The following is a 19,516-nucleotide window of genomic DNA, read 5'->3' as shown; positions in this document are numbered from 1 at the left end:
AAGTAACGCTTATGTGGCATAATGCCTAAACGTCAATTCTGCGCTTCTTTGTTTGCCTCCCTTTCAAATGCGGTTTAAAACCAATCAAAACAACAAGGACTTGCCCCATGAAAATTGGTAACCGCGAAATTTCCCCAAACCATCCGCCACTTGTGATCGCCGAAATTGGCATCAACCACGGCGGTGATCTGGAGGTTGCGAAAAACATGGTGCGTTTGGCACATGAATCTGGCTGTGAAATGATCAAACACCAGACCCATATCGTCGAAGACGAAATGACAGAAGAGGCAAAACAGATATTTCCACCAAACGCCGATGTGTCGATTTGGGAGGTCATGGAACAATGCGCCCTGTCACGCGAAGATGAAAAAGCATTGAAAGAGTACGCCGAATCCTTGGGTATGATTTTCATTTCCACCCCATTTTCTCGCGCCGCCGCCGATTTTTTAGAAAGTCTGGACGTGCCCGCATATAAAATCGGATCGGGCGAGGCAGACAACCTGCCCCTGATCCGCCATATCGCGAGCTTTGGAAAGCCCGTGATTATGTCAACGGGCATGCAAACCATCGACACTGTTCGCGCATCGGTGGAAATTTTGGACAATGCAGGTATCGAATACGCGCTGTTGGAATGTACCAACCTGTACCCATCCCCACCTGAAATCGTATCATTGCAAGGTGTCACCGATTTGCAAAAAGCATTCCCAAATGCGGTTGTTGGATTTTCCGACCATTCCATTGGGCCAGAAATGGCGCTGTCATCCGTGGCTTTGGGTGCGTGTATTTTGGAACGCCACTTCACCGATACAATGGAACGCGTTGGCCCCGATATTGTCTGCTCAATGGACCCTGCGGAATTGGCATTGATCATTGAAAAATCACGCCACATTCACACGGCGTTGCACAATAAAAAGGAACGCACCGGCCCAGAAGAGGATGTGTATCGTTTTGCGCGTGGATCACTTGTCGCCGACAAAGATTTGCCAGCAGGCACCGTGATTGGTGAATCCGATATCTGGGCGCGCCGCCCAGGCAGTGGTGAAATCGCGGGCTTTGAATTTGACGCGGTTCTGGGGCGCAAGTTAAAAGTTGCGGCAAAACGTAATCAGCAACTTAAATGGTCTGATTTTGAAGATGCCTAATTCCCAGAAACATCTGGTTTTCGTCACGGGAACACGCGCGGATTTTGGCAAAATGGAACCGCTGGCCATTGCTGCGCGCGATGCAGGTTTTCGTGTTACCTTTTTCGTCACGGGCATGCATATGATGCAACGCTATGGCCAAACGAGGATCGAGGTGCAACGCGTTACAGGTGTCGAAATCGCGGAATTTATCAACCAACGCGAAGGCGATCCACAGGATTTAATTCTGTCAAAAACCGTGCTTGGTTTTTCCGATTTTATCCGTGAAAGCCAACCCGATCTGGTGGTCATTCACGGCGATCGCGTCGAAGCATTGGCCTGTTCCTTGGTTTGCGCAACCAACTATGTGCGCTGCGCACATATTGAGGGTGGCGAAGTATCAGGCACGATCGACGAAATTTTCCGCCATTGTAATTCCAAATTGGCGGCGGCACATTTTGTCAGCTCAGAAAATGCAAAATCACGTGTGATGGCATTGGGCGAGGCTGCTGAAACGATTTATACCATTGGATCGCCCGAACTAGATGCGCACGGGGCGCCAACGGGGATAAGCCTTGATCAAGTCAAAACCCGCTATGAAATTCCATTTGATGACTATGGCATCGTAACATTTCACCCGGTGACATCCGAAACCAAATCAATGGGGCAACAGGCGCGCGATTTATTCGCAGCCTTGGATCAAAGCGGCAAAAATTTCGTCGTGATCCTGCCCAACAATGATCCAGGATCAACGGAAATTTTCGACGCAATTGCCAAATTACCTGCGGATCGTTTCCGTCAAATACCATCCATGCGGTTTTTGTATTTTTCCGAATTGTTGCGCAACGCAAAGGCGTTAATCGGCAACAGCTCCGCAGGTGTGCGCGAAGCGCCATTTTTAGGTGTGCCGAGCCTTGATGTTGGCACACGCCAAACAAATCGTTCAAACGCGCCATCGATCACCCAAACAGCCGCAAATGACGGCGATAAAATTGCAGCGTTTTTCGCCAATTCTTGGGGGCAAAAATTTGATGCTGACACTGGCTTTGGTGGTGGTGACACCGCGAAACGGTTTGTTGAAGTATTAAACGATGACACGTTTTGGGATCGCAGCTTGCAAAAAACCTTTGTTGATTGATGGCATGAATAATCACTGCATAACACATGACACCGCAACAGTTTCACGAAAGGAAATATCATGACCTTTCTTGTCATCGGAACGGGTGCCATCGGCAAACGCCATGCAAACAACCTGTCGCATCTTGGCCAAGATGTTGTCAGCATTTCCATGAAATCCGATGGTATTGACGGATTAAAACAACGCTTAAAGTCAGATAATTTCGAAGCGGCGGTTCTGTGTACCGCCACGCAAATTCGCACAGAAATCACTGAAATTTTGGCCGCACATGAACTGCCGATCTATATTGAAAAGCCGATTGCCTATCGTCGGGTTGATCTGGATTTGATCATGAAACAACTCGGCCCGCTTGCAGATCGTTGTTTTGCTGGTTTCATGATGCGCTATCATCCAGCGATACGTTATCTGGCAAGTGCGGATTTGGATACCTACCGCTTCACCTTTGATATTGGACATGATGTGAACCAATGGCGCGAAAACTGGAATTTTTCGGACAGTTACGCCGCCAATCCCGATGGCGGTGGCGTCTTGCTTGATCTGTGCCATGAATTGGATATGGCGCATACGATCATGGGGGCGCTAGACCTTGATTCCATCGGCTGTCTATCCCACCCCGATCACGTAGGCGTGGATTTTTCAACGCGCATTGCGCTGCATAATGAAAATGCACATGGCACGGTCTGTATGGATTATCTAAGCCCCATCAGCACGCGCAAGCTTGTCCTTTGGGGGCAGTCGCAAAAGATCACATTTGATCTTGCTAACAATATCTATCAGATTGAAACAGATGCCGGCATTGAGCAGCTCACCCTCGACATTGATCGACAGGCCATGTTTCAAAACGCAATGGCCGATTTCATTCGCCTTGTGCGTGGGGAAAAATTGGAAAACCCAATCGCGCCAATCTTATACAGCGAAATGGCAACCTGCCAACTCATTTGCGCAGCATATGAACAGCGCGAATTCACCGGCAAACTCAGGAGTAAAACATGATACTTGGCCATATTGGCGTACGCGCAGGATCCAAGGGGCTTCCTGGGAAAAACATGAAAATGTTATTGGGCAAACCCTTGCTGCAATGGAGCCTTGATCAATTGCTTGAACACCCGCTGATTGATGCTGTTGTGGTGTCCACCGATGGCACGGATATGTTGAAATTTGCCACCGAACGCGGGGCAATTGATATTGGGTTGCGCCCCGATGAACTGGCCAATGACACCGCATCGAAATGGGATGTTTGGCGCCATGCGCTGGCGGCGGTTGAACAGGTTACCGGTAAATCTGTATCCGTATTTGTTGATGTGGATGCGACCGCACCGCTTCGCCAACCCATTGATATCACAAACGCCGTGGAATTGTTTCAGGCGGAAAAGCCCGACATGGTCATGACCTGTGCTATTGCCGACAGAAACCCTTATTTCAATTTGATGGAAGCGGACGAAACAGGTGCCTTACATGTTTCAAAACCTATGCCTGGAAATGTCGTTGCGCGCCAACAAGCTCCAGTAGTCTATGAACATGCGGCGTCCACCTATGTGTTGGATCCCGCATATCTGCGCCGTGGCACATTCCTTTATGACGGGCGTGTGATCCCATGTGTTGTGCCTTCTGATCGTGCCCATGATATCGATGCAATCGAAGATTTCGAATATGCAGAATGGCGCCTGTCGCGCCAAATGAGCGAAGGTAAAAAATAATGAACAACTTATCTGGAAAAACCGTCTTTCTGACCGGCTCTGGAGGTGTGCTTGGCACCACATATGTGCGCCGCATGTTGGACGCAGGTGCCAAGGTTGTCGCATCCGAACTTAAGGGAGCTCGATACGATGGGCTTCACGACACATTCGGCAAAAACGATAACTTTGCGCTTTATGAAATGGATGTTTCGGACGAAGACGCCGTAACAGAAACCTTTAGCCGTTTTTTGGGTGATGGGCATGAACCAAATGTGTTTTTCAACAACGCATCGATTACAGGTGAAATGTTGATGAAGGATGGTGCCGAATTCCCCGATTTTGCCAATACCACCCTCGCCTCTTGGAATAAAACGCTTGATGTGAACCTCACGGGGCCATTCCTTGTCGCGCGTGAAATGGATCGTCAAATCATTGGAAAATGGGATCTGAAACTGATCAATATCGCATCGATGTATGCACTTCGCGCCCCCCATCACGATATTTACGATGGCATGCCGTTCAAAAACTTTTCTGCTTACCAAGCGACCAAAGCTGGCGTTCACGGCATCACGCTTTGGCTCGCGAGCTATTGGCGCAAAAAGGCAACCGTGAACACGCTTGCCCCTGGTGCGGTTTTCAATGGCCATTCCGAAGAATTTCAAAAACGCGTGTCATCCTTGATCATGCAAGATCGCATGGCGCAACCAGATGAAATCGCTGATGTCGCACTCTTCCTTAGCTCAAATGCCGCAAACCATATGACGGGTCAGTTTATCAACGTCGATGGCGGCTATAACGCTTGGTAACATAAGGCGATGCAAAAACGGGGCGCATCCAATGTGGATACGCCCCATTTCTATCTAATCTCAATATCCATTAGCCGCACGACTTGCGAACACGGCCTATGCATCTGATGTGGACATGTCCCAACCAAGCGCGCGCGCAACGGTGAAAATATCCTTGTCACCGCGGCCACACATATTCATCACCAGCAAATGATCCGATGGTAAATCGCCCGCAATTTTCGCCACATGCGCCAATGCATGACTTGGTTCAAGTGCGGGAATGATACCTTCCGTACGACAGGATAATTGAAATGCTTCTAATGCCTCTGTGTCGGTCACTGAAACGTATTCCGCGCGGCCAATGTCATGTAACCACGAATGTTCTGGCCCGATGCCGGGGTAATCCAATCCTGCAGAAATCGAATGCCCCTCAAGGATTTGCCCATCGTCATCTTGCAACAAATATGTTCGGTTGCCATGCAACACGCCGGGGCGTCCGCCCGTAAGCGATGCGCAATGTTCCATCTTGTCATTCACGCCCTTGCCACCTGCCTCGACACCGATGATGCGCACGGATTTATCATCCAAGAACGGGTAAAACAGACCCATTGCATTTGATCCACCACCGATACAGGCCACCACAGAATCGGGTAAACGACCTTCGGCCTCCATGATTTGGGTTTTAACCTCTTTGCCGATGATGCTTTGGAAATCACGCACCATGGCGGGGTATGGGTGCGGACCTGCAACCGTACCGATGCAATAAAATGTTTCATCAACATATGTCACCCAGTCACGCATCGCATCGTTCATCGCATCTTTCAACGTGCCACGACCAGATGTTACGGGGATCACTTCGGCACCCAGCAATTTCATCCGAAACACATTGGGTGCTTGGCGTTCAACGTCATGCGCGCCCATATACACCACACATTTCAAACCAAATTTCGCACAAACTGTCGCCGTGGCAACGCCGTGCTGCCCTGCGCCCGTTTCCGCAATAATGCGTGTTTTCCCCATGCGTCGCGCCAACAGGATTTGACCCAAAACATTGTTAATCTTATGCGCACCCGTGTGGTTCAATTCATCGCGTTTTAGGTAAATTTTCGCGCCACCAAATTCTTGGGTCAAACGATCCGCGTAATATAGCGGTGATGGGCGGCCAACGTAATGTTTCCACAAATCATCCATTTCCGCCCAGAATTCTGGATCGGTCTTGGCCTTTTCATATTCGGCCTCTAAATCCAAAATCAACGGCATCAGGGTTTCGGATACAAACCGCCCGCCAAAATCACCAAACCGCCCCTGTTCATCTGGGCCATTCATCAGTGAATTAAACATATCAGTGGCCATTTTTGCCTCCCGCAGCGCGGATGAATTCCGCGATCATTTTTTCATCTTTGATGCCTGGCGTGGTTTCTACACCGGATGAAACATCCACCTGTTGCGCCCCTGTCAGACGGATTGCTTCTGCCACATTATCGGGGCGAAGACCACCCGCTAACATCCATGGAACCGCCCAACGCCGCCCTGCGATTAAACGCCAATCAAACGCCAATCCATTCCCCCCCGGCAGGTCTGCGTTTTTGGGTGGCTTCGCATCAATTAACAACTGATCCACCACCTGTGCGTATTCGCCAATTGCGGGCAAATCATCGGCATCGGCGATGCCAACGGCCTTCATCACGGGCAATCCGTAACGCGTGCGCACATCCGCCACACGATCGGGCGTTTCGCTCCCGTGCAATTGCAACATATCAATGGGAACGCTTTCCAGCATTTCATCCAGAAATGCATCGTCTGCGTTCACGGTCAATGCGACTTTGCAAATGCCAACGGGCACGGTTTGCGCCAATGTTCTGGCTTGTTCAATCAACACATGGCGTGGGGATTTTTTGAAAAACACAAACCCAACATATGCCGCACCCGCCGTCACCGCAGCATTCAGCGTTTCAACATTCGACAGACCACAGATTTTCACGCGCATGACTGCACCTTATATTTGAATTATTACGATTGTCCCTAACAGGAAGGTCAGCCAAGCAAAAGCGCGATACTATTTTAACAGCGCCAAAACATCGTCTTTTTCTTCGCCTGTTTTCGCCTTTAGCTTTTCAACTTCGCGCTCTAATCCGCGCACTTGTTTCGCCTTGGCACCCAGCTCGCGCCGTTGTTTATATTCTCGCATCCATTCCCAGACGAAACCAATCATTAAACCGATCAGCACACCCAACAGGATGACCAAAAACAATGGCAATGTAATGGATTCGGATATACCAAATACGCCTGACAATTCATGCGGCAACACGTTCAGCGTAACCATCTGACGGTTCGCCAAAGCCAGCAAGATCAGGCACAGCCCGATTGCGAAAAAGAAAGCATAACGAATATAGCGCATGATACGGCCCCTTTGATCAGCAAAGTCTTATACAAGATGTAATCTTGTATCAGCCGCCGTTCAAGCGATCCCGCAAAAGTTTTCCGGTTTTGAAAAACGGTACGAATTTTTCTTCGACTTGCACAGATTCACCAGTGCGCGGATTGCGCCCGACGCGCGCTTCGCGTTTTTTCACAGAAAACGAACCAAATCCGCGCAATTCAACGCGATCGCCATTGGCCATTGCTTCTATTATTTCGTCGAAAATCGTCGCAACGATCAGTTCAACATCTCTTTGATAAAGATGCGGATTTTCGGCCGCTATCTTATCCACCAGTTCCGAACGGATCATCGCCAGCATTCTCCCCAAATCTTTTTTGTCTCTATCACCGAGCAGCCGGTGCGGACTGTTTTAAATATTACAGACTTTGCGCGTTTCGCAAAGAAGTCGTTTCAATAATTTTCCGATTTGATGCATATTTTTACACAAAACTCAAAATTTATTGCGAGTTTACATAGGTTTGCAGAAAAGTATCAGTGACTGACGCTACGTCCAACAGATCAACCACCATCATTTCAGCGGTGATTCGCGCGGACAGATATGCGCAAAAAGAAACGGCGCCCTGATGGACGCCGCTTCAAAATTTTTAAAATGGAGTGAAAAACTTATTCTTTGTCTTTCAGGGCTGCGCCCAAGATGTCGCCCAATGACGCGCCAGAATCGGAAGAACCGTACTGTTGTACCGCTTCTTTTTCTTCTGCGATTTCGCGTGCTTTGATTGACAGACCCAGTTTACGTGTTTTTGGATCAAGAGATGTTACGCGTGCGTCCACTTTGTTACCAACGCTGAAACGCTCTGGGCGTTGCTCTGCGCGATCACGAGACAAGTCGGAACGACGGATGAATGCTTTCATGCCGTCATATTCAACTTCGATGCCGCCATCTTCGATTTTGGTCACTTCAACAGTTACAACCGCACCGCGTTTCACGCCAGCTGTTGCATCTGCAAATGGGTCACCTTCTAGCGCTTTGATAGACAGGCTGATGCGTTCTTTTTCTGCATCAACATCTGTTACAACCGCTTTCACGATGTCGCCTTTTTTGTAGTCTTGGATCGCTTCTTCGCCAGAACGGTTCCAGTCCAAATCGGACAAGTGAACCATACCGTCGATGTCGCCTTCTAGACCAACAAACAAACCGAATTCAGTGATGTTCTTAACTTCACCTTCAACAACTTGGCCTTCTGGGAAGTTCTTCGCGAAACCTTCCCATGGGTTGCCTTGTGTTTGTTTCAGACCCAGTGAAACGCGGCGTTTCGCTGTTTCGATTTCCAGAACCATAACGTCCACTTCTTGTGATGTGGAAACGATTTTGCCTGGGTGTACGTTTTTCTTGGTCCAAGACATTTCGGACACGTGAACCAAACCTTCAACGCCGGCTTCTAGTTCAACAAACGCACCGTAATCGGTGATGTTTGTTACGCGACCAGTGTGCACTGATTCCAACGGATAGCGTGCTTCAACATCGCCCCATGGATCGTCTTGCAACTGTTTCATGCCCAATGAAATGCGGTGTGTCTCTTTGTTGATTTTCACAACTTGGACTTTCACAGTTTCACCAATTGCCAACACTTCTGATGGGTGGTTCACACGTGACCAAGCCATGTCAGTGACGTGCAACAAGCCGTCAACGCCGCCCAGATCAACGAACGCACCGTATTCAGTGATGTTTTTCACAACACCTTCAACTGCATCGCCTTCGGCCAATTTGCCAACGATCTCTGCGCGCTGTTCTGCACGTGATTCTTCAAGGATTGCACGACGTGATACAACGATGTTGCCACGACGACGGTCCATTTTCAAAATTTGGAACGGCTGCGCCATGCCCATCAATGGGCCAGCATCACGCACGGGGCGCACGTCAACTTGTGAACCTGGCAAGAACGCAACAGCGCCGCCCAGATCAACAGTAAAGCCGCCTTTAACACGACCAAAGATCGCGCCTTCAACGCGCTCTTCAGCTGCGTATGCTTTTTCCAAACGATCCCATGCTTCTTCGCGACGCGCTGCGTCACGTGAAATCACGGCTTCGCCACGGGCATTTTCAACCAGCTTCAAGAAGACTTCGACAGAATCGCCGACTTCTACTTCTGCTGCTTGTCCGGGGCTTGCGAATTCTTTGAGATCAACGCGGCCTTCCATTTTATAGCCTACATCGATGATGGCTTGGCCAGCTTCGATTGCGATGATCTTACCTTTGACAACAGAACCCTCTTCAGGTGTGTCAATTTCGAAGCTTTCTTGTAAGAGTGCTTCAAACTCGTCCATAGTGGCTTTAGCGCACATATATCAGTTTCCTATCATAGTCATTTATACGGGCCGCGCGGTTGGTTCCACGGGTCTTTGGGTTTCGTTACAATCACGCGTGCAAGAGTTCGCTTCAAACACACAAAGGGCCAGAATTTATCCAGCCCTGCTCACTCAATGGGGTCATTGCCCCGCCGCTTTGCGCGATTAGCGCCGCATATAGGGGATTTTTGGGTGATGGTAAAGGGCATTGCCCAGATAACCGCGCAATTATGCCTTGCTAGGCGTACAATCTGTGGATTTATTGAAATTAAACAGTCCGTCGCCTATGTATGTGCAAGGCTCAACGGGAAAGCGAACGCTCAAAAAAATGGCGACACAGGTTATATACGCACTTGGTGAATCACAGATTACCGTATCAGATGGTGAACAATTATCTGGCATTACATCTGGCAATGGCGCCCATCTCGATGGTGTAACTATCACTTTAAACAGCAACAATTGGGAAGCTGTCACAATTGATGACACTGACGCCAACTTTCAAGATTCCGACAATAGCCAAACATTAGAAGGAACACAGGTTTTTGATGGTGAAACCTATACCGATAATAGCAGGGTAGAGGCCGAATATGGTTTGGTTCTACAAGACCCAGATGGAAACACGTATAACGTCTATGGTTTCAATATAAACGAGGGCGGCGGCGTGTCCTATGGCACGGTTGAAGGTCTTGCATTTCAGGGTGGCGTGGGTGGTTTCCCCCCGATCGGCGTGCCTTTAACGGTAATTGCCACATCCGAAGGGCCATCAACGCCATATACCAGCCTAGCAACGCCTCTATGTTTTAGCGCCGATTCCATGATTGCAACGCCAAGTGGTCAGCGCCGTATACAAGACTTGAAAGTCGGTGATTTCGTTAACACCTATGATTCAGAGCCACAACCCATACGTCAGATTTGGCAAACAACACTGCCAAAGGCTTTGCTTGAAAACGAACCCCGTTTTCGCCCCGTGCGTATCCGTACCGATAGCTTTGGCGAAGGTATTCCGAGAACCGACGTGGTCGTGTCCCCACAACATCGTATCCTCATCACTGGCTGGCAGGCACAGCTCTTGTTTGGACAACCCGAAATACTTGTGCCTGCGATTAAACTTGTGAATGATCGCACAGTCATTTGTGAACCCGCGCAAACAGTCGAATATTTTCACCTCCTGCTCGATCAACATCACATCCTTAATAGCAATGGTTTGCTAAGCGAAAGCTATCTACCAAACATGGATAACTCGTCCGCTATGGCGAATGAATTGATGGAAATTTTCCCAACACAACAAAGTAAATTTAAGAGGTCGTCACAAATTGCGCGACCCTGTGTTGATGATTTGACAGCGAAATGTTTGGCTCAACTCAACCTTGAATACTGAAAAACCGTTTGCACATTTCACCAACAAAAAACCCCTGCCACATCGTGACAGGGGTTTGACATCTTTCAATCGTTACCAACAAATAATCAACATCTGTTGATAATTGTCAGTGCCGATCGTTATTCAGCGGATAAAAGTTCCTCATCAATCGCCGCCGCGATTTCGATTTCGTCCAGGCTTCCATCTGTGTTGGTGTCGATTGAACCAAACAAATCTTCGTCCGCATCAGGGTAGGCAGTTGCGAATTCTGTGACAGACAACGCACCGTCTTGGTCTGTGTCCATAACCGCGAATTCCGCTGCAAACGCAGCAGTACCCATTACCATTGCAAGCAATACAACAGCAGCTTTTTTCATGTTTTTCTCCGATATGAAAAGGCGGGGGAATCACCCACGCCAAGATCAAAATGCTGATCTTGAATCGGATCATTAATCCTATTTTTGGAAACTGCAAAACCTATTTTCACGGCGAAAAATTGGCTGGCGTCTTTTGGCTTATGACGCCGATTTATCGGCCAAATTTGGCGCATTATGGTGGGCAAACCTGTCCGCCACATGTCCTACGGGTGTCCGACGTATGTCCGACAGTTGTCATACCGTATATTTCCAATGATTTTAGAGGGTTAAGCGGATTTGTACGTTTTGCTCACAACATCCACCGCCGCCGCCAACGCATCGCTGATCGACATCGTTGACGTATCAATCAACACCGCATCATCCGCCTGCACCATTGGTGCAACATCGCGTTTTGCATCCTGTGCATCGCGTGCTTTTAACGCCGCTAAAACCGCTTCAAAACTGGTGTCATCACCTTTGGCTGACAACTCTTTATATCGTCGCTCTGCACGCACTTCTTCGCTGGCTGTTACAAACAATTTCACATCCGCATCGGGGCAAATTACCGTCCCAATATCGCGCCCATCCAGCACCGCACCACCATCGCGCTTGGCAAAGCTTTTTTGGAATGAAACCAATGCTTTGCGCACATCACCCATCGCCGCAACTGCGCTTGCCGCGGTGGCCGTTTCCATATTGCGCAGATCATCGCGCAACAGATCGGATTCGCCCAATTCCTGCGCCATTTTCAATGCAAATGCGGTATCTGTCAGGGGTTGTTTTGCATCCAAAACCTTGCGCCCAACCGCGCGGTACAACAATCCCGTATCAAGATATGCAAATCCAAAATGATCCGCCAAAGCACGCGCAACCGTGCCCTTTCCCGCCGCCGCTGGTCCATCTATGGCGACGGTAAAGCTCATGAAATATCTGCGCCCAGATTACGCATAAGCTCTTGAAATATTGGAAAACTTGTCATGATTGCACCGCCATCATCAACATTCACAGCCTCATCCGTCGCCAGCCCCATACACAGAAATGACATCGCAATGCGATGATCCAAATGCGTTTCACAGGTTCCCCCGCCGCGCACGCTTCCGTCTTGGCCATGTACAATTAAAAAATCGTCACCCTCTTCGATTTTCACACCGTTGGCTTCCAACCCACGCGCCATCGCATCAATGCGGTCGCATTCCTTGACCCGCAACTCTTTGACGCCACGCATCACGGTTTTTCCGCTGGCAAATGCGGCCACGGCCGACAGGATCGGGTATTCATCTATCATGCTAGGCGCGCGTTCTGGAGGAACCTCGACACCTGTTAATTTGCTGGAACGCACGCGCAGATCGGCAACCGGTTCGCCACCCTCTTCGCGTTCATTTTCAAATGTAATATCCGCGCCCATTTCAACCAATGTGGTGAACAGCCCAGCGCGGGTTGGGTTCAACCCGATATTGGGCACAAGAATATCCGAACCCTCGACAATCAAGGCCGCACAAACAGGAAAGGCAGCAGAGCTTGGATCGCGTGGAACCGCGATGGTTTGCGCCTTTAATTCAGGTTGCCCCTTCAGTGTGATTTCAAAACCTTCATCCGTTTCAACCGTGGTCACATCCGCGCCGAACCCTCGCAACATACGTTCAGAATGATCGCGAGTTTTTTCTTTTTCAATCAACACGGTATCACCCGCCACATTCAACCCTGCAAGCAATACAGCGGATTTAATCTGTGCTGATGGATGTGGGGATGTATAGCGCACGGGCATCGGGTTTTGCGCCCCAACCATGGTCAGTGGCAAAAACCCATTGGCGCGCCCAACGGCCTGTGCGCCAAACAACGCAAGTGGATCCGTAATCCGCCCCATCGGGCGTGAACGCAAACTGGCGTCACCCGTAAATGTTGCATTAATCGGACTGGTCGCCATTGCGCCCATAATCAAGCGCACACCCGTTCCCGCATTACCACAATCAATCACATCCTCTGGCTCGGCGAACCCGCCAACACCAACGCCATTGATTGTCCATTCGCCATCACCCAGACGTTTCACATCCGCGCCAAATGCGGCCATTGCCTTGGCCGTGTCCAGCACGTCCTGCCCTTCGAGCAGACCCGTCACATGGGTTTGCCCAACCGCCAACGCACCAAGGATCAAAGAGCGGTGCGAAACCGATTTATCGCCCGGGACATTCGCCGTTCCAGTAAGCGCACCAGATGCGCGCGAGGTCATTGGGATGGGGGTACCGTGGCCAGACATTGTATTTCCTTTAATTAGCGCGTTCTTACTAGCCCAGCTTGGCAATCGCGTCCAGAACCGAGCGACCTAGCGTTTGCGAAATGTCAGATAATGCGGCGTGCGCCCTTCGCGCAGTGCCTTCAACTCGTAACGCGTGGAAATCCAATCACCCCACGGTTTGCGCCAGTCATCGGGACCATCCGCGAGCCAATCAAATTCACCACTGGCCAAAACCTGTTCCAAGGTTTGGCGCACGTAATCCTCAATATCGGTGGCAACACGAAAAATCGCACCTGATTTCAACACTTTGGCCAATGGATCAAGGTGTTCTGGTGTGACAAACCGCCGACGATGATGTTTCTTTTTCGGCCACGGATCAGGGTAGAGCAAAAACGCGCGGCTGATTGAATTTTCGGGCAAGACATCCATCATATCGCGCGCATCGCCTGCGTGAACCTTGACGTTTTCAACGCCTGCGTCACGGATTTTACCCAGCAACATCGCAACGCCGTTGATATATGGCTCACAACCAATAATCCCAACATCGGGATTGCTCGCGGCCTGATGCACCATATGTTCGCCACCGCCAAATCCAACCTCTAGCCAGACATCGCGACTATCGCCAAACCACTGTGTTAAATCGGCGAGTTTGCGATCAGGGTTATCATCCCATGTCACGCCGCTTGGTGCGAGTTTTCCCAAATCTTCGGCCAAATAGCGTTCTTGGCTATCGCGCAGACCTTTGCCCTTGATGCGGCCATAAAAATTGCGCCACGGGGCGCCTGATGTGTGTTTATCTCTCATGATGGGGGCTATAACGCAGGCTTGCGTTAAGGTCTAGAACCTTGCGCCCATGCATAAAAATAAGGGCGGGAAATACCCGCCCGAATTTAGTTAAACAGCGCGTTTCAACGCATCGACCAAATCTGTCTTTTCCCAGCTAAACCCGCCATCATCCGTTGGCGTGCGGCCAAAGTGACCATAGGCGGCGGTGCGTTGGTAAATCGGACGGCGCAGTTGCAAATGTTCGATAATTCCGCGCGGGGTAAGATCAAACGCCTGTGACACCGCGCGTTCAATCGCGGCCTCGTCAACCTGACCTGTGCCATGTGTGTCGCAATAAATTGACAATGGTTTCGCCACACCAATCGCATATGACACCTGAATTGTGCAGCGTTTCGCCAAACCAGCAGCAACAACGTTTTTCGCCAAATAACGCGCAGCATAAGCCGCGGAACGGTCAACCTTTGTCGGATCTTTGCCGCTAAATGCGCCACCACCGTGAGGTGCGGCACCACCGTAGGTATCAACGATAATTTTACGGCCCGTCAGACCCGCATCGCCATCGGGGCCACCGATGACGAATTTGCCTGTGGGGTTCACGTGCCATTCGGTTTGGGGTGTAACCCAACCATTGGGCAAGGTTTTCAAAATGTATGGTTCGACCACATCGCGCACATCTGCGGATGACATGTTTTCATCCAAATGCTGTGTCGATAACACGATGGATGTGACGCCAACGGGTTTTCCATCTTCGTATTTAACAGATAACTGTGATTTGGAATCTGGACCCAATACGGACGCCTCGCCAGATTTACGCGCATTGGCAAGATTGCGCAAAATCGCGTGGGAATACAGAATCGGCGCTGGCATCAATGCATCGGTTTCATCAACCGCATAGCCAAACATGATTCCCTGATCACCTGCGCCATCTTTGTCAACGCCTTGTGCAATATGCGCGGATTGTGCGTGCAGATAGTTTTGCAATTCGAAATTGGCGTAATGAAACCCGTCTTGTTCATAGCCGATATCACGCACACATTCGCGTGCGATACCTTCGACCCGCCCCATGAATTCATCAAGCTTTGCAGGGGTGGAAAGCCCTACTTCGCCACCGATTACAACGCGATCGGTTGTGGCGAATGTTTCACAGGCAACGCGTGCCATTTCTTCTTCGCCGATAAATGCATCGAGAATTGCATCAGAAATGCGATCGCATACTTTATCGGGATGACCTTCGGATACCGATTCCGAGGTAAACAAGTAATTCTTACGGGACATATAACGCTCCAATATTGAAATGCCACCACGTCAGGAAGCCGTTGTGGGGCTGATCACCCATGACTAGGGTTCCAAATGCAGATGGTCAATCCAATAATATCAGCGTGCGCTGCTTTGCCCTCTGTTTGCGGGAATCAAACACGACAATGACAAAACCGCAGCAATCAAAAACCAGAGCCATTCACCCGTGCGCGCATAAATGGTTTTGCCGAGTGGTGCGGGAAGTATCACATCAACATATCCCGATTGGCCAAGTTCCAGCGATTGCGACATGCGACCATAGGGATCAATCATCCCAGACACACCCGTATTGGCCGCGCGTGCAATGGGCAGCCCCGATTCAATTGCCCGCGCCTTGGTTTGTGCAAGATGTTGATAGGGCCCTGAAAATGTTCCAAACCACGCATCATTGGTGATATGAACCATCCATTCAGGGCGGGTTTTGGTATGGGTGCTATATGGAAAAATCGCCTCGTAACAAATCAGCGGCATAAAATCGGGGACATTATGCCCGTCAATCACTCGCGGCCCCGTACCCGCGGTGAACCCACCGATGTTATCAGCAATCGCACTAAGCCCAATTTTTGAAAACAGTGCATCAAACGGCAAGTATTCACCAAACGGCACCAAATGGTGTTTGTCATAAACCGCAGTCACCCCGCCGCGCGGATCAAGATAGACCAGCGAATTATAACCGCCATGATCATCGACACGGCGAATACCCGCGATCACGGATGCATTCCCTGCCGCGTCGGCCACGTCTTGTAATGCTTGGTTGTCCATACCGAGCAGAAACGGCAAGCTGGTTTCTGGCCAGATCACGATATCAGGGCGGCGCAGCGTGTTGGCGCCGGTGTACGCAACGCTGCGTTCAAAAAACACAGGGATCATATCCGCGCGCCATTTCATGTGCTGTTCAGCGTTTGGTTGCACCATGCGCACAACTGTATCGCTCGTATGATCTGGCACGGTGTTGGGGACGCGCAACCAGCCAAGGATTGCAATGATCCCAATCAGGGCGAGCGCGATCAACCCACCCCGCCATTTTTGCGACATCATCACAGGGATGAACAACACCAAAAGCGTGATCAGCCCCGCACCATGCGGCCCAACATAGGCCAACATTTGCGACAGCGGAGTATCAATCCAAGCATAGGTCAGCAACGACCATGGAAACCCCGTGAAAATAAAACTGCGTAAATATTCGCTGAACGTCCATAAGCACGCCAACAGAATGATTTGCGATACGCGATCACGTCCAAATCGTTTTGATAATCCAAACGGGACGGCCCAAAATATCGCCGCTCCTGCCGCCATCAAAAACAATGCAAATGGCGCAAGCCAGCCAAATATTTCGGGTTCGACCAAAAATGGTTCAACAATCCAATGTAAATTCAGCGCGAAATAGCCAAAACCAATAAACCACCCCATGCCAAATGCGCCGCGCGGTGTTGTACGATGTATGAACATCTGCCCAACAATGGGAATTACGATCAGCATCAGCGGATAAATTGAAAACGGCACATGTGCGAATGCCAATAACAGGCCAAGCACAATATATGCAAAGCGCGACAACCACGGTTTTTGCGAAAGAGCCGCTAAATTGATCACGCGGTTATCCTTATGCGGGGGAGGTGCTGTTTTTGAACACGCGCAGTTTTTTAATGCTACGTGGGTCTGCATCCACAACTTCGAATTCGTATCCTGAGACGTGCGAAATAACCTCGCCGCGTGTGGGTACGCGCCCTGACAACATGAATACTAAGCCACCCATGGTGTCGATGTCTTCGTCCTCTGTGTCGCTTAATAAATCAACACCCAGCACTTTTTCGAAATCTTCCAGATCGGCGCGTGCTTGCACCAGATAAACACCAGTTTTTTCTTCGACCCATGGTTCGTCTTCTTTGGCGTCATGTTCATCAGCAATTTCACCGACAACCTGTTCAACCAAATCCTCGATCGTAACCAACCCATCAACGCCACCGTATTCATCAATCACCAAGGCCATGTGCAAGCGGTCCGTTTGCATTTTTTGCAACAACACACCAATCGGCATCGAAGGCGGGGCGAACAATAACGGGCGCATCATTTTTTCGACGTTAAATTGGCGCGTTTTACCGTTGAAACCATGTTTCAATGCAACGTCTTTCAAGTGGATCATCCCCAACGGTTCATCCAGCGTTTCGTTATAAACCGGTACGCGTGAATACCCGCTGTCGCGAAACACATCGACCAAACCATCCAGATCAATATCATTGCCCACCGCCACGATATCGGGGCGCGGAATGGCCACATCATCCACGCGCAAATTGCGCAGATTGCCCAATCCGCCCGCTGGCATAATTGTGATATGTTCGTGTGTGTGATGCTGCACGATCTCTGTCGTTCCAGAGCGTGCAAAGAGGCGTTTCAAAAACCCGCCTTTTTTCTGTTCAACTTGCGTTTGCGCGCGCTGCGCTGCGCTAGAAGATCCGTCAGTTGTGTCGCCCATGGCTCCTATCCGAAATGCACGCCGCTATTGGCGTCGTTCTTATATGGGTCATCTATACCCAGTTTTGCAAGTAGCTCTGTTTCCAAATTTTCCATGCGTTGAGCATCTGCATCAGTTTCGTGATCATATCCCAGCAAATGCAAACAGCTATGTATTAACAAATGCGTTAAATGGGATTGAATCGAAATACCACCCGTTTGGGCCTCTTTCACACAAGTGTCATAGGATACGGCAATATCGCCCAGACTGTCGTCAAAGCCTGTTGGCGCTGGTATCGCGCCGGCATTTTCGGGGGTTAAATCAAAATTTGGCCATGACAAAACATTGGTAGGTTGGTTTTTCTCACGATATGTATCGTTCAATTCCGCGATACGTTCATCGGAACAGGCCAAAACACCAATTTCCCAATCCGTGTCCAATTTGTGATGAGCCAGCACACTGGCAAACGCAATTTCCGCCAGTTTTGCAATTTCGATATCATTCCAACGCGGATCGTTGATATCCAGTTCACAGATATCAGCCATTGCGATCCGAATTTGCGTCATATGCTTTGATGATTTTGGCAACCATAGGGTGGCGCACCACGTCTTCTGCTTTGAATTTCACAAACCCAATACCTTTGACATCGCGCAGAACGGTTTCCGCCTCGACCAAGCCTGATTTGGTGCCGCGCGGCAAATCAATCTGGCTGGTGTCGCCCGTAATCGCCATTCGCGATCCTTCGCCAAGGCGGGTAAGAAACATTTTCATCTGCATCGTTGTGGCATTTTGCGCCTCGTCCAACACGACAAAGGCGTTTGATAATGTCCGCCCCCGCATAAACGCAAGCGGTGCAATTTCGATTTGTTTTTCTTCGATCAATTTCGCCAGCTGTTTGCCCGGTAAAAAGTCGTTCAACGCATCATATAGCGGCTGCATATATGGGTCGACCTTGTCCTTCATATCACCTGGTAGAAAACCAAGCCTCTCACCTGCCTCGACCGCAGGGCGCGATAGGATGATTTTATCAACCAACCCGTCAATGAACATGGAAACAGCAACTGCTACCGCAAGATAAGTTTTACCTGTCCCCGCAGGGCCCAGACCAAAAACCAATTCGTCTTCGAACAAATGTTCAACAAATTTGCCTTGGGTGACGGTGCGCGGTTCTACGGTTTTTTTACGCGTGCGAATTTCCATACCGCCGCCTTTGAACATTTCGATCTGATCGCCGTCGCGCACACCTGTCCCCTGCACCGATTGACGTATGCGAATGACGCCGTCGATATCGCCAGTTTCAAGGTCTTTACCCTGTTCCAAACGCTCATAAAGTTGTTGCAATACCTGCGCGGCATCCGCTGTGGGCTGCATTTCACCCACCAGCGCCAATTCATTGCCGCGACGGATGATTTTTACCTGCAATGCAGTTTCGACTTGGGTCAGGTTTTTGTCAAATTCACCACAAAGGTCAATTAACAATCGGTTATCGGGAAAGTTCAGTACAACGTCGGTTGGCGCGCCTGCGTTTGATGCAGGAGTCATTGTATCTGTTGTCAAATCGACAAACCTTTCTTGGTAAAAATTTCACTTGGT

20 protein-coding genes and 1 riboswitch are annotated in these 19,516 nt (G+C 49.8%); of the genes, 6 read left to right on the top strand and 14 right to left on the bottom strand.

Annotated elements, in window-relative coordinates:
- The first annotated feature begins 107 nt into the window (after positions 1–107).
- From IE094_RS07290 to IE094_RS07270, 5 genes are read left to right on the top strand one after another with little or no spacing between them, the layout of a single operon-like run.
- A complete protein-coding gene (locus IE094_RS07290; protein ID WP_189639922.1) occupies positions 108–1,142 on the top strand; it encodes an N-acetylneuraminate synthase family protein in 1,035 nt (344 codons plus the stop codon).
- A complete protein-coding gene (neuC, locus tag IE094_RS07285; protein WP_189639921.1) occupies positions 1,135–2,259 on the top strand; it encodes a UDP-N-acetylglucosamine 2-epimerase in 1,125 nt (374 codons plus the stop codon). The genes IE094_RS07290 and neuC overlap by 8 nt, the downstream gene beginning before the upstream one ends.
- 60 nt (positions 2,260–2,319) lie before the next feature.
- Positions 2,320–3,252: a Gfo/Idh/MocA family protein gene (locus IE094_RS07280; RefSeq protein WP_189639920.1), complete on the top strand. Its 933-nt coding sequence runs from the start codon at positions 2,320–2,322 to the stop codon at positions 3,250–3,252.
- Positions 3,249–3,956, top strand: a complete 708-nt coding sequence (locus IE094_RS07275; RefSeq protein WP_189639919.1) for an acylneuraminate cytidylyltransferase family protein — start codon at positions 3,249–3,251, stop codon at positions 3,954–3,956. Before IE094_RS07280 ends, IE094_RS07275 begins: the two co-directional genes overlap by 4 nt.
- Complete coding sequence (locus IE094_RS07270; protein ID WP_189639918.1) at positions 3,956–4,741, top strand: SDR family NAD(P)-dependent oxidoreductase; 786 nt, start codon at positions 3,956–3,958, stop codon at positions 4,739–4,741. Before IE094_RS07275 ends, IE094_RS07270 begins: the two co-directional genes overlap by 1 nt.
- Before the next feature lie 96 nt (positions 4,742–4,837).
- Here the strand turns inward: IE094_RS07270 and trpB are convergent, their stop codons facing one another.
- From trpB to rpsA, 5 genes are all read right to left on the bottom strand, one after another.
- Complete coding sequence (trpB, locus tag IE094_RS07265; protein ID WP_189639917.1) at positions 4,838–6,073, bottom strand: tryptophan synthase subunit beta; 1,236 nt, start codon at positions 6,071–6,073, stop codon at positions 4,838–4,840.
- Positions 6,063–6,707 (bottom strand): phosphoribosylanthranilate isomerase, encoded by a 645-nt coding sequence (locus IE094_RS07260; protein ID WP_189639916.1) that lies wholly within the window; start codon positions 6,705–6,707, stop codon positions 6,063–6,065. Before IE094_RS07260 ends, trpB begins: the two co-directional genes overlap by 11 nt.
- Before the next feature lie 69 nt (positions 6,708–6,776).
- A complete protein-coding gene (locus tag IE094_RS07255; protein ID WP_189639915.1) occupies positions 6,777–7,118 on the bottom strand; it encodes a LapA family protein in 342 nt (113 codons plus the stop codon).
- Positions 7,119–7,167: 49 nt separating this feature from the next.
- A complete protein-coding gene (gene ihfB, locus IE094_RS07250; RefSeq protein WP_189640241.1) occupies positions 7,168–7,449 on the bottom strand; it encodes an integration host factor subunit beta in 282 nt (93 codons plus the stop codon).
- A 314-nt stretch (positions 7,450–7,763) separates the two neighbouring features.
- Positions 7,764–9,443, bottom strand: coding sequence for a 30S ribosomal protein S1 (gene rpsA, locus IE094_RS07245; RefSeq protein ID WP_189639914.1), 1,680 nt, complete (start codon positions 9,441–9,443; stop codon positions 7,764–7,766).
- Positions 9,444–9,774: 331 nt separating this feature from the next.
- On the opposite strand from rpsA, the gene IE094_RS07240 reads away from it, so the two are divergent.
- Positions 9,775–10,824 (top strand): Hint domain-containing protein, encoded by a 1,050-nt coding sequence (locus tag IE094_RS07240; RefSeq protein ID WP_189639913.1) that lies wholly within the window; start codon positions 9,775–9,777, stop codon positions 10,822–10,824.
- A 119-nt stretch (positions 10,825–10,943) separates the two neighbouring features.
- On the opposite strand, the gene IE094_RS07235 is transcribed toward IE094_RS07240, so the two are convergent.
- The 9 genes from IE094_RS07235 to IE094_RS07195 form a co-directional block, all read right to left on the bottom strand.
- Positions 10,944–11,180: an EF-hand domain-containing protein gene (locus tag IE094_RS07235; protein WP_189639912.1), complete on the bottom strand. Its 237-nt coding sequence runs from the start codon at positions 11,178–11,180 to the stop codon at positions 10,944–10,946.
- Between the two features lie 266 nt (positions 11,181–11,446).
- Positions 11,447–12,082, bottom strand: coding sequence for a (d)CMP kinase (cmk, locus tag IE094_RS07230; RefSeq protein ID WP_189639911.1), 636 nt, complete (start codon positions 12,080–12,082; stop codon positions 11,447–11,449).
- Positions 12,079–13,413 carry a 3-phosphoshikimate 1-carboxyvinyltransferase gene (gene aroA, locus IE094_RS07225; RefSeq protein ID WP_189639910.1) on the bottom strand — a complete coding sequence of 445 codons (1,335 nt, stop codon included), beginning with the start codon at positions 13,411–13,413 and terminating at the stop codon, positions 12,079–12,081. Before aroA ends, cmk begins: the two co-directional genes overlap by 4 nt.
- Positions 13,414–13,479: 66 nt before the next feature.
- The gene (gene trmB, locus IE094_RS07220; RefSeq protein ID WP_189639909.1) at positions 13,480–14,196 is read right to left on the bottom strand and encodes a tRNA (guanosine(46)-N7)-methyltransferase TrmB; all 717 of its coding nucleotides are present in this window, start codon (positions 14,194–14,196) and stop codon (positions 13,480–13,482) included.
- 90 nt (positions 14,197–14,286) lie between these two features.
- Positions 14,287–15,453 carry a methionine adenosyltransferase gene (gene metK, locus IE094_RS07215; RefSeq protein ID WP_189639908.1) on the bottom strand — a complete coding sequence of 389 codons (1,167 nt, stop codon included), beginning with the start codon at positions 15,451–15,453 and terminating at the stop codon, positions 14,287–14,289.
- 4 nt (positions 15,454–15,457) lie between these two features.
- A riboswitch (SAM-SAH riboswitch) is annotated at positions 15,458–15,506 on the bottom strand.
- A gap of 46 nt (positions 15,507–15,552) precedes the next feature.
- Entirely contained in the window at positions 15,553–17,064 is a 1,512-nt protein-coding gene (gene lnt, locus IE094_RS07210; RefSeq protein ID WP_189639907.1) for an apolipoprotein N-acyltransferase, read from the bottom strand.
- Between the two features lie 10 nt (positions 17,065–17,074).
- Complete coding sequence (locus IE094_RS07205; protein ID WP_189639906.1) at positions 17,075–17,944, bottom strand: hemolysin family protein; 870 nt, start codon at positions 17,942–17,944, stop codon at positions 17,075–17,077.
- Between the two features lie 5 nt (positions 17,945–17,949).
- Positions 17,950–18,468 (bottom strand): rRNA maturation RNase YbeY, encoded by a 519-nt coding sequence (gene ybeY / locus IE094_RS07200; protein ID WP_189639905.1) that lies wholly within the window; start codon positions 18,466–18,468, stop codon positions 17,950–17,952.
- Positions 18,461–19,480 carry a PhoH family protein gene (locus IE094_RS07195; protein ID WP_373295860.1) on the bottom strand — a complete coding sequence of 340 codons (1,020 nt, stop codon included), beginning with the start codon at positions 19,478–19,480 and terminating at the stop codon, positions 18,461–18,463. Before IE094_RS07195 ends, ybeY begins: the two co-directional genes overlap by 8 nt.
- Positions 19,481–19,516: the final 36 nt, after the last annotated feature.

Source organism: Paramylibacter ulvae (assembly GCF_014652655.1).
Lineage (GTDB): Bacteria > Pseudomonadota > Alphaproteobacteria > Rhodobacterales > Rhodobacteraceae > Amylibacter > Amylibacter ulvae.
This window is presented reverse-complemented; position numbering and strand designations above follow the sequence as displayed.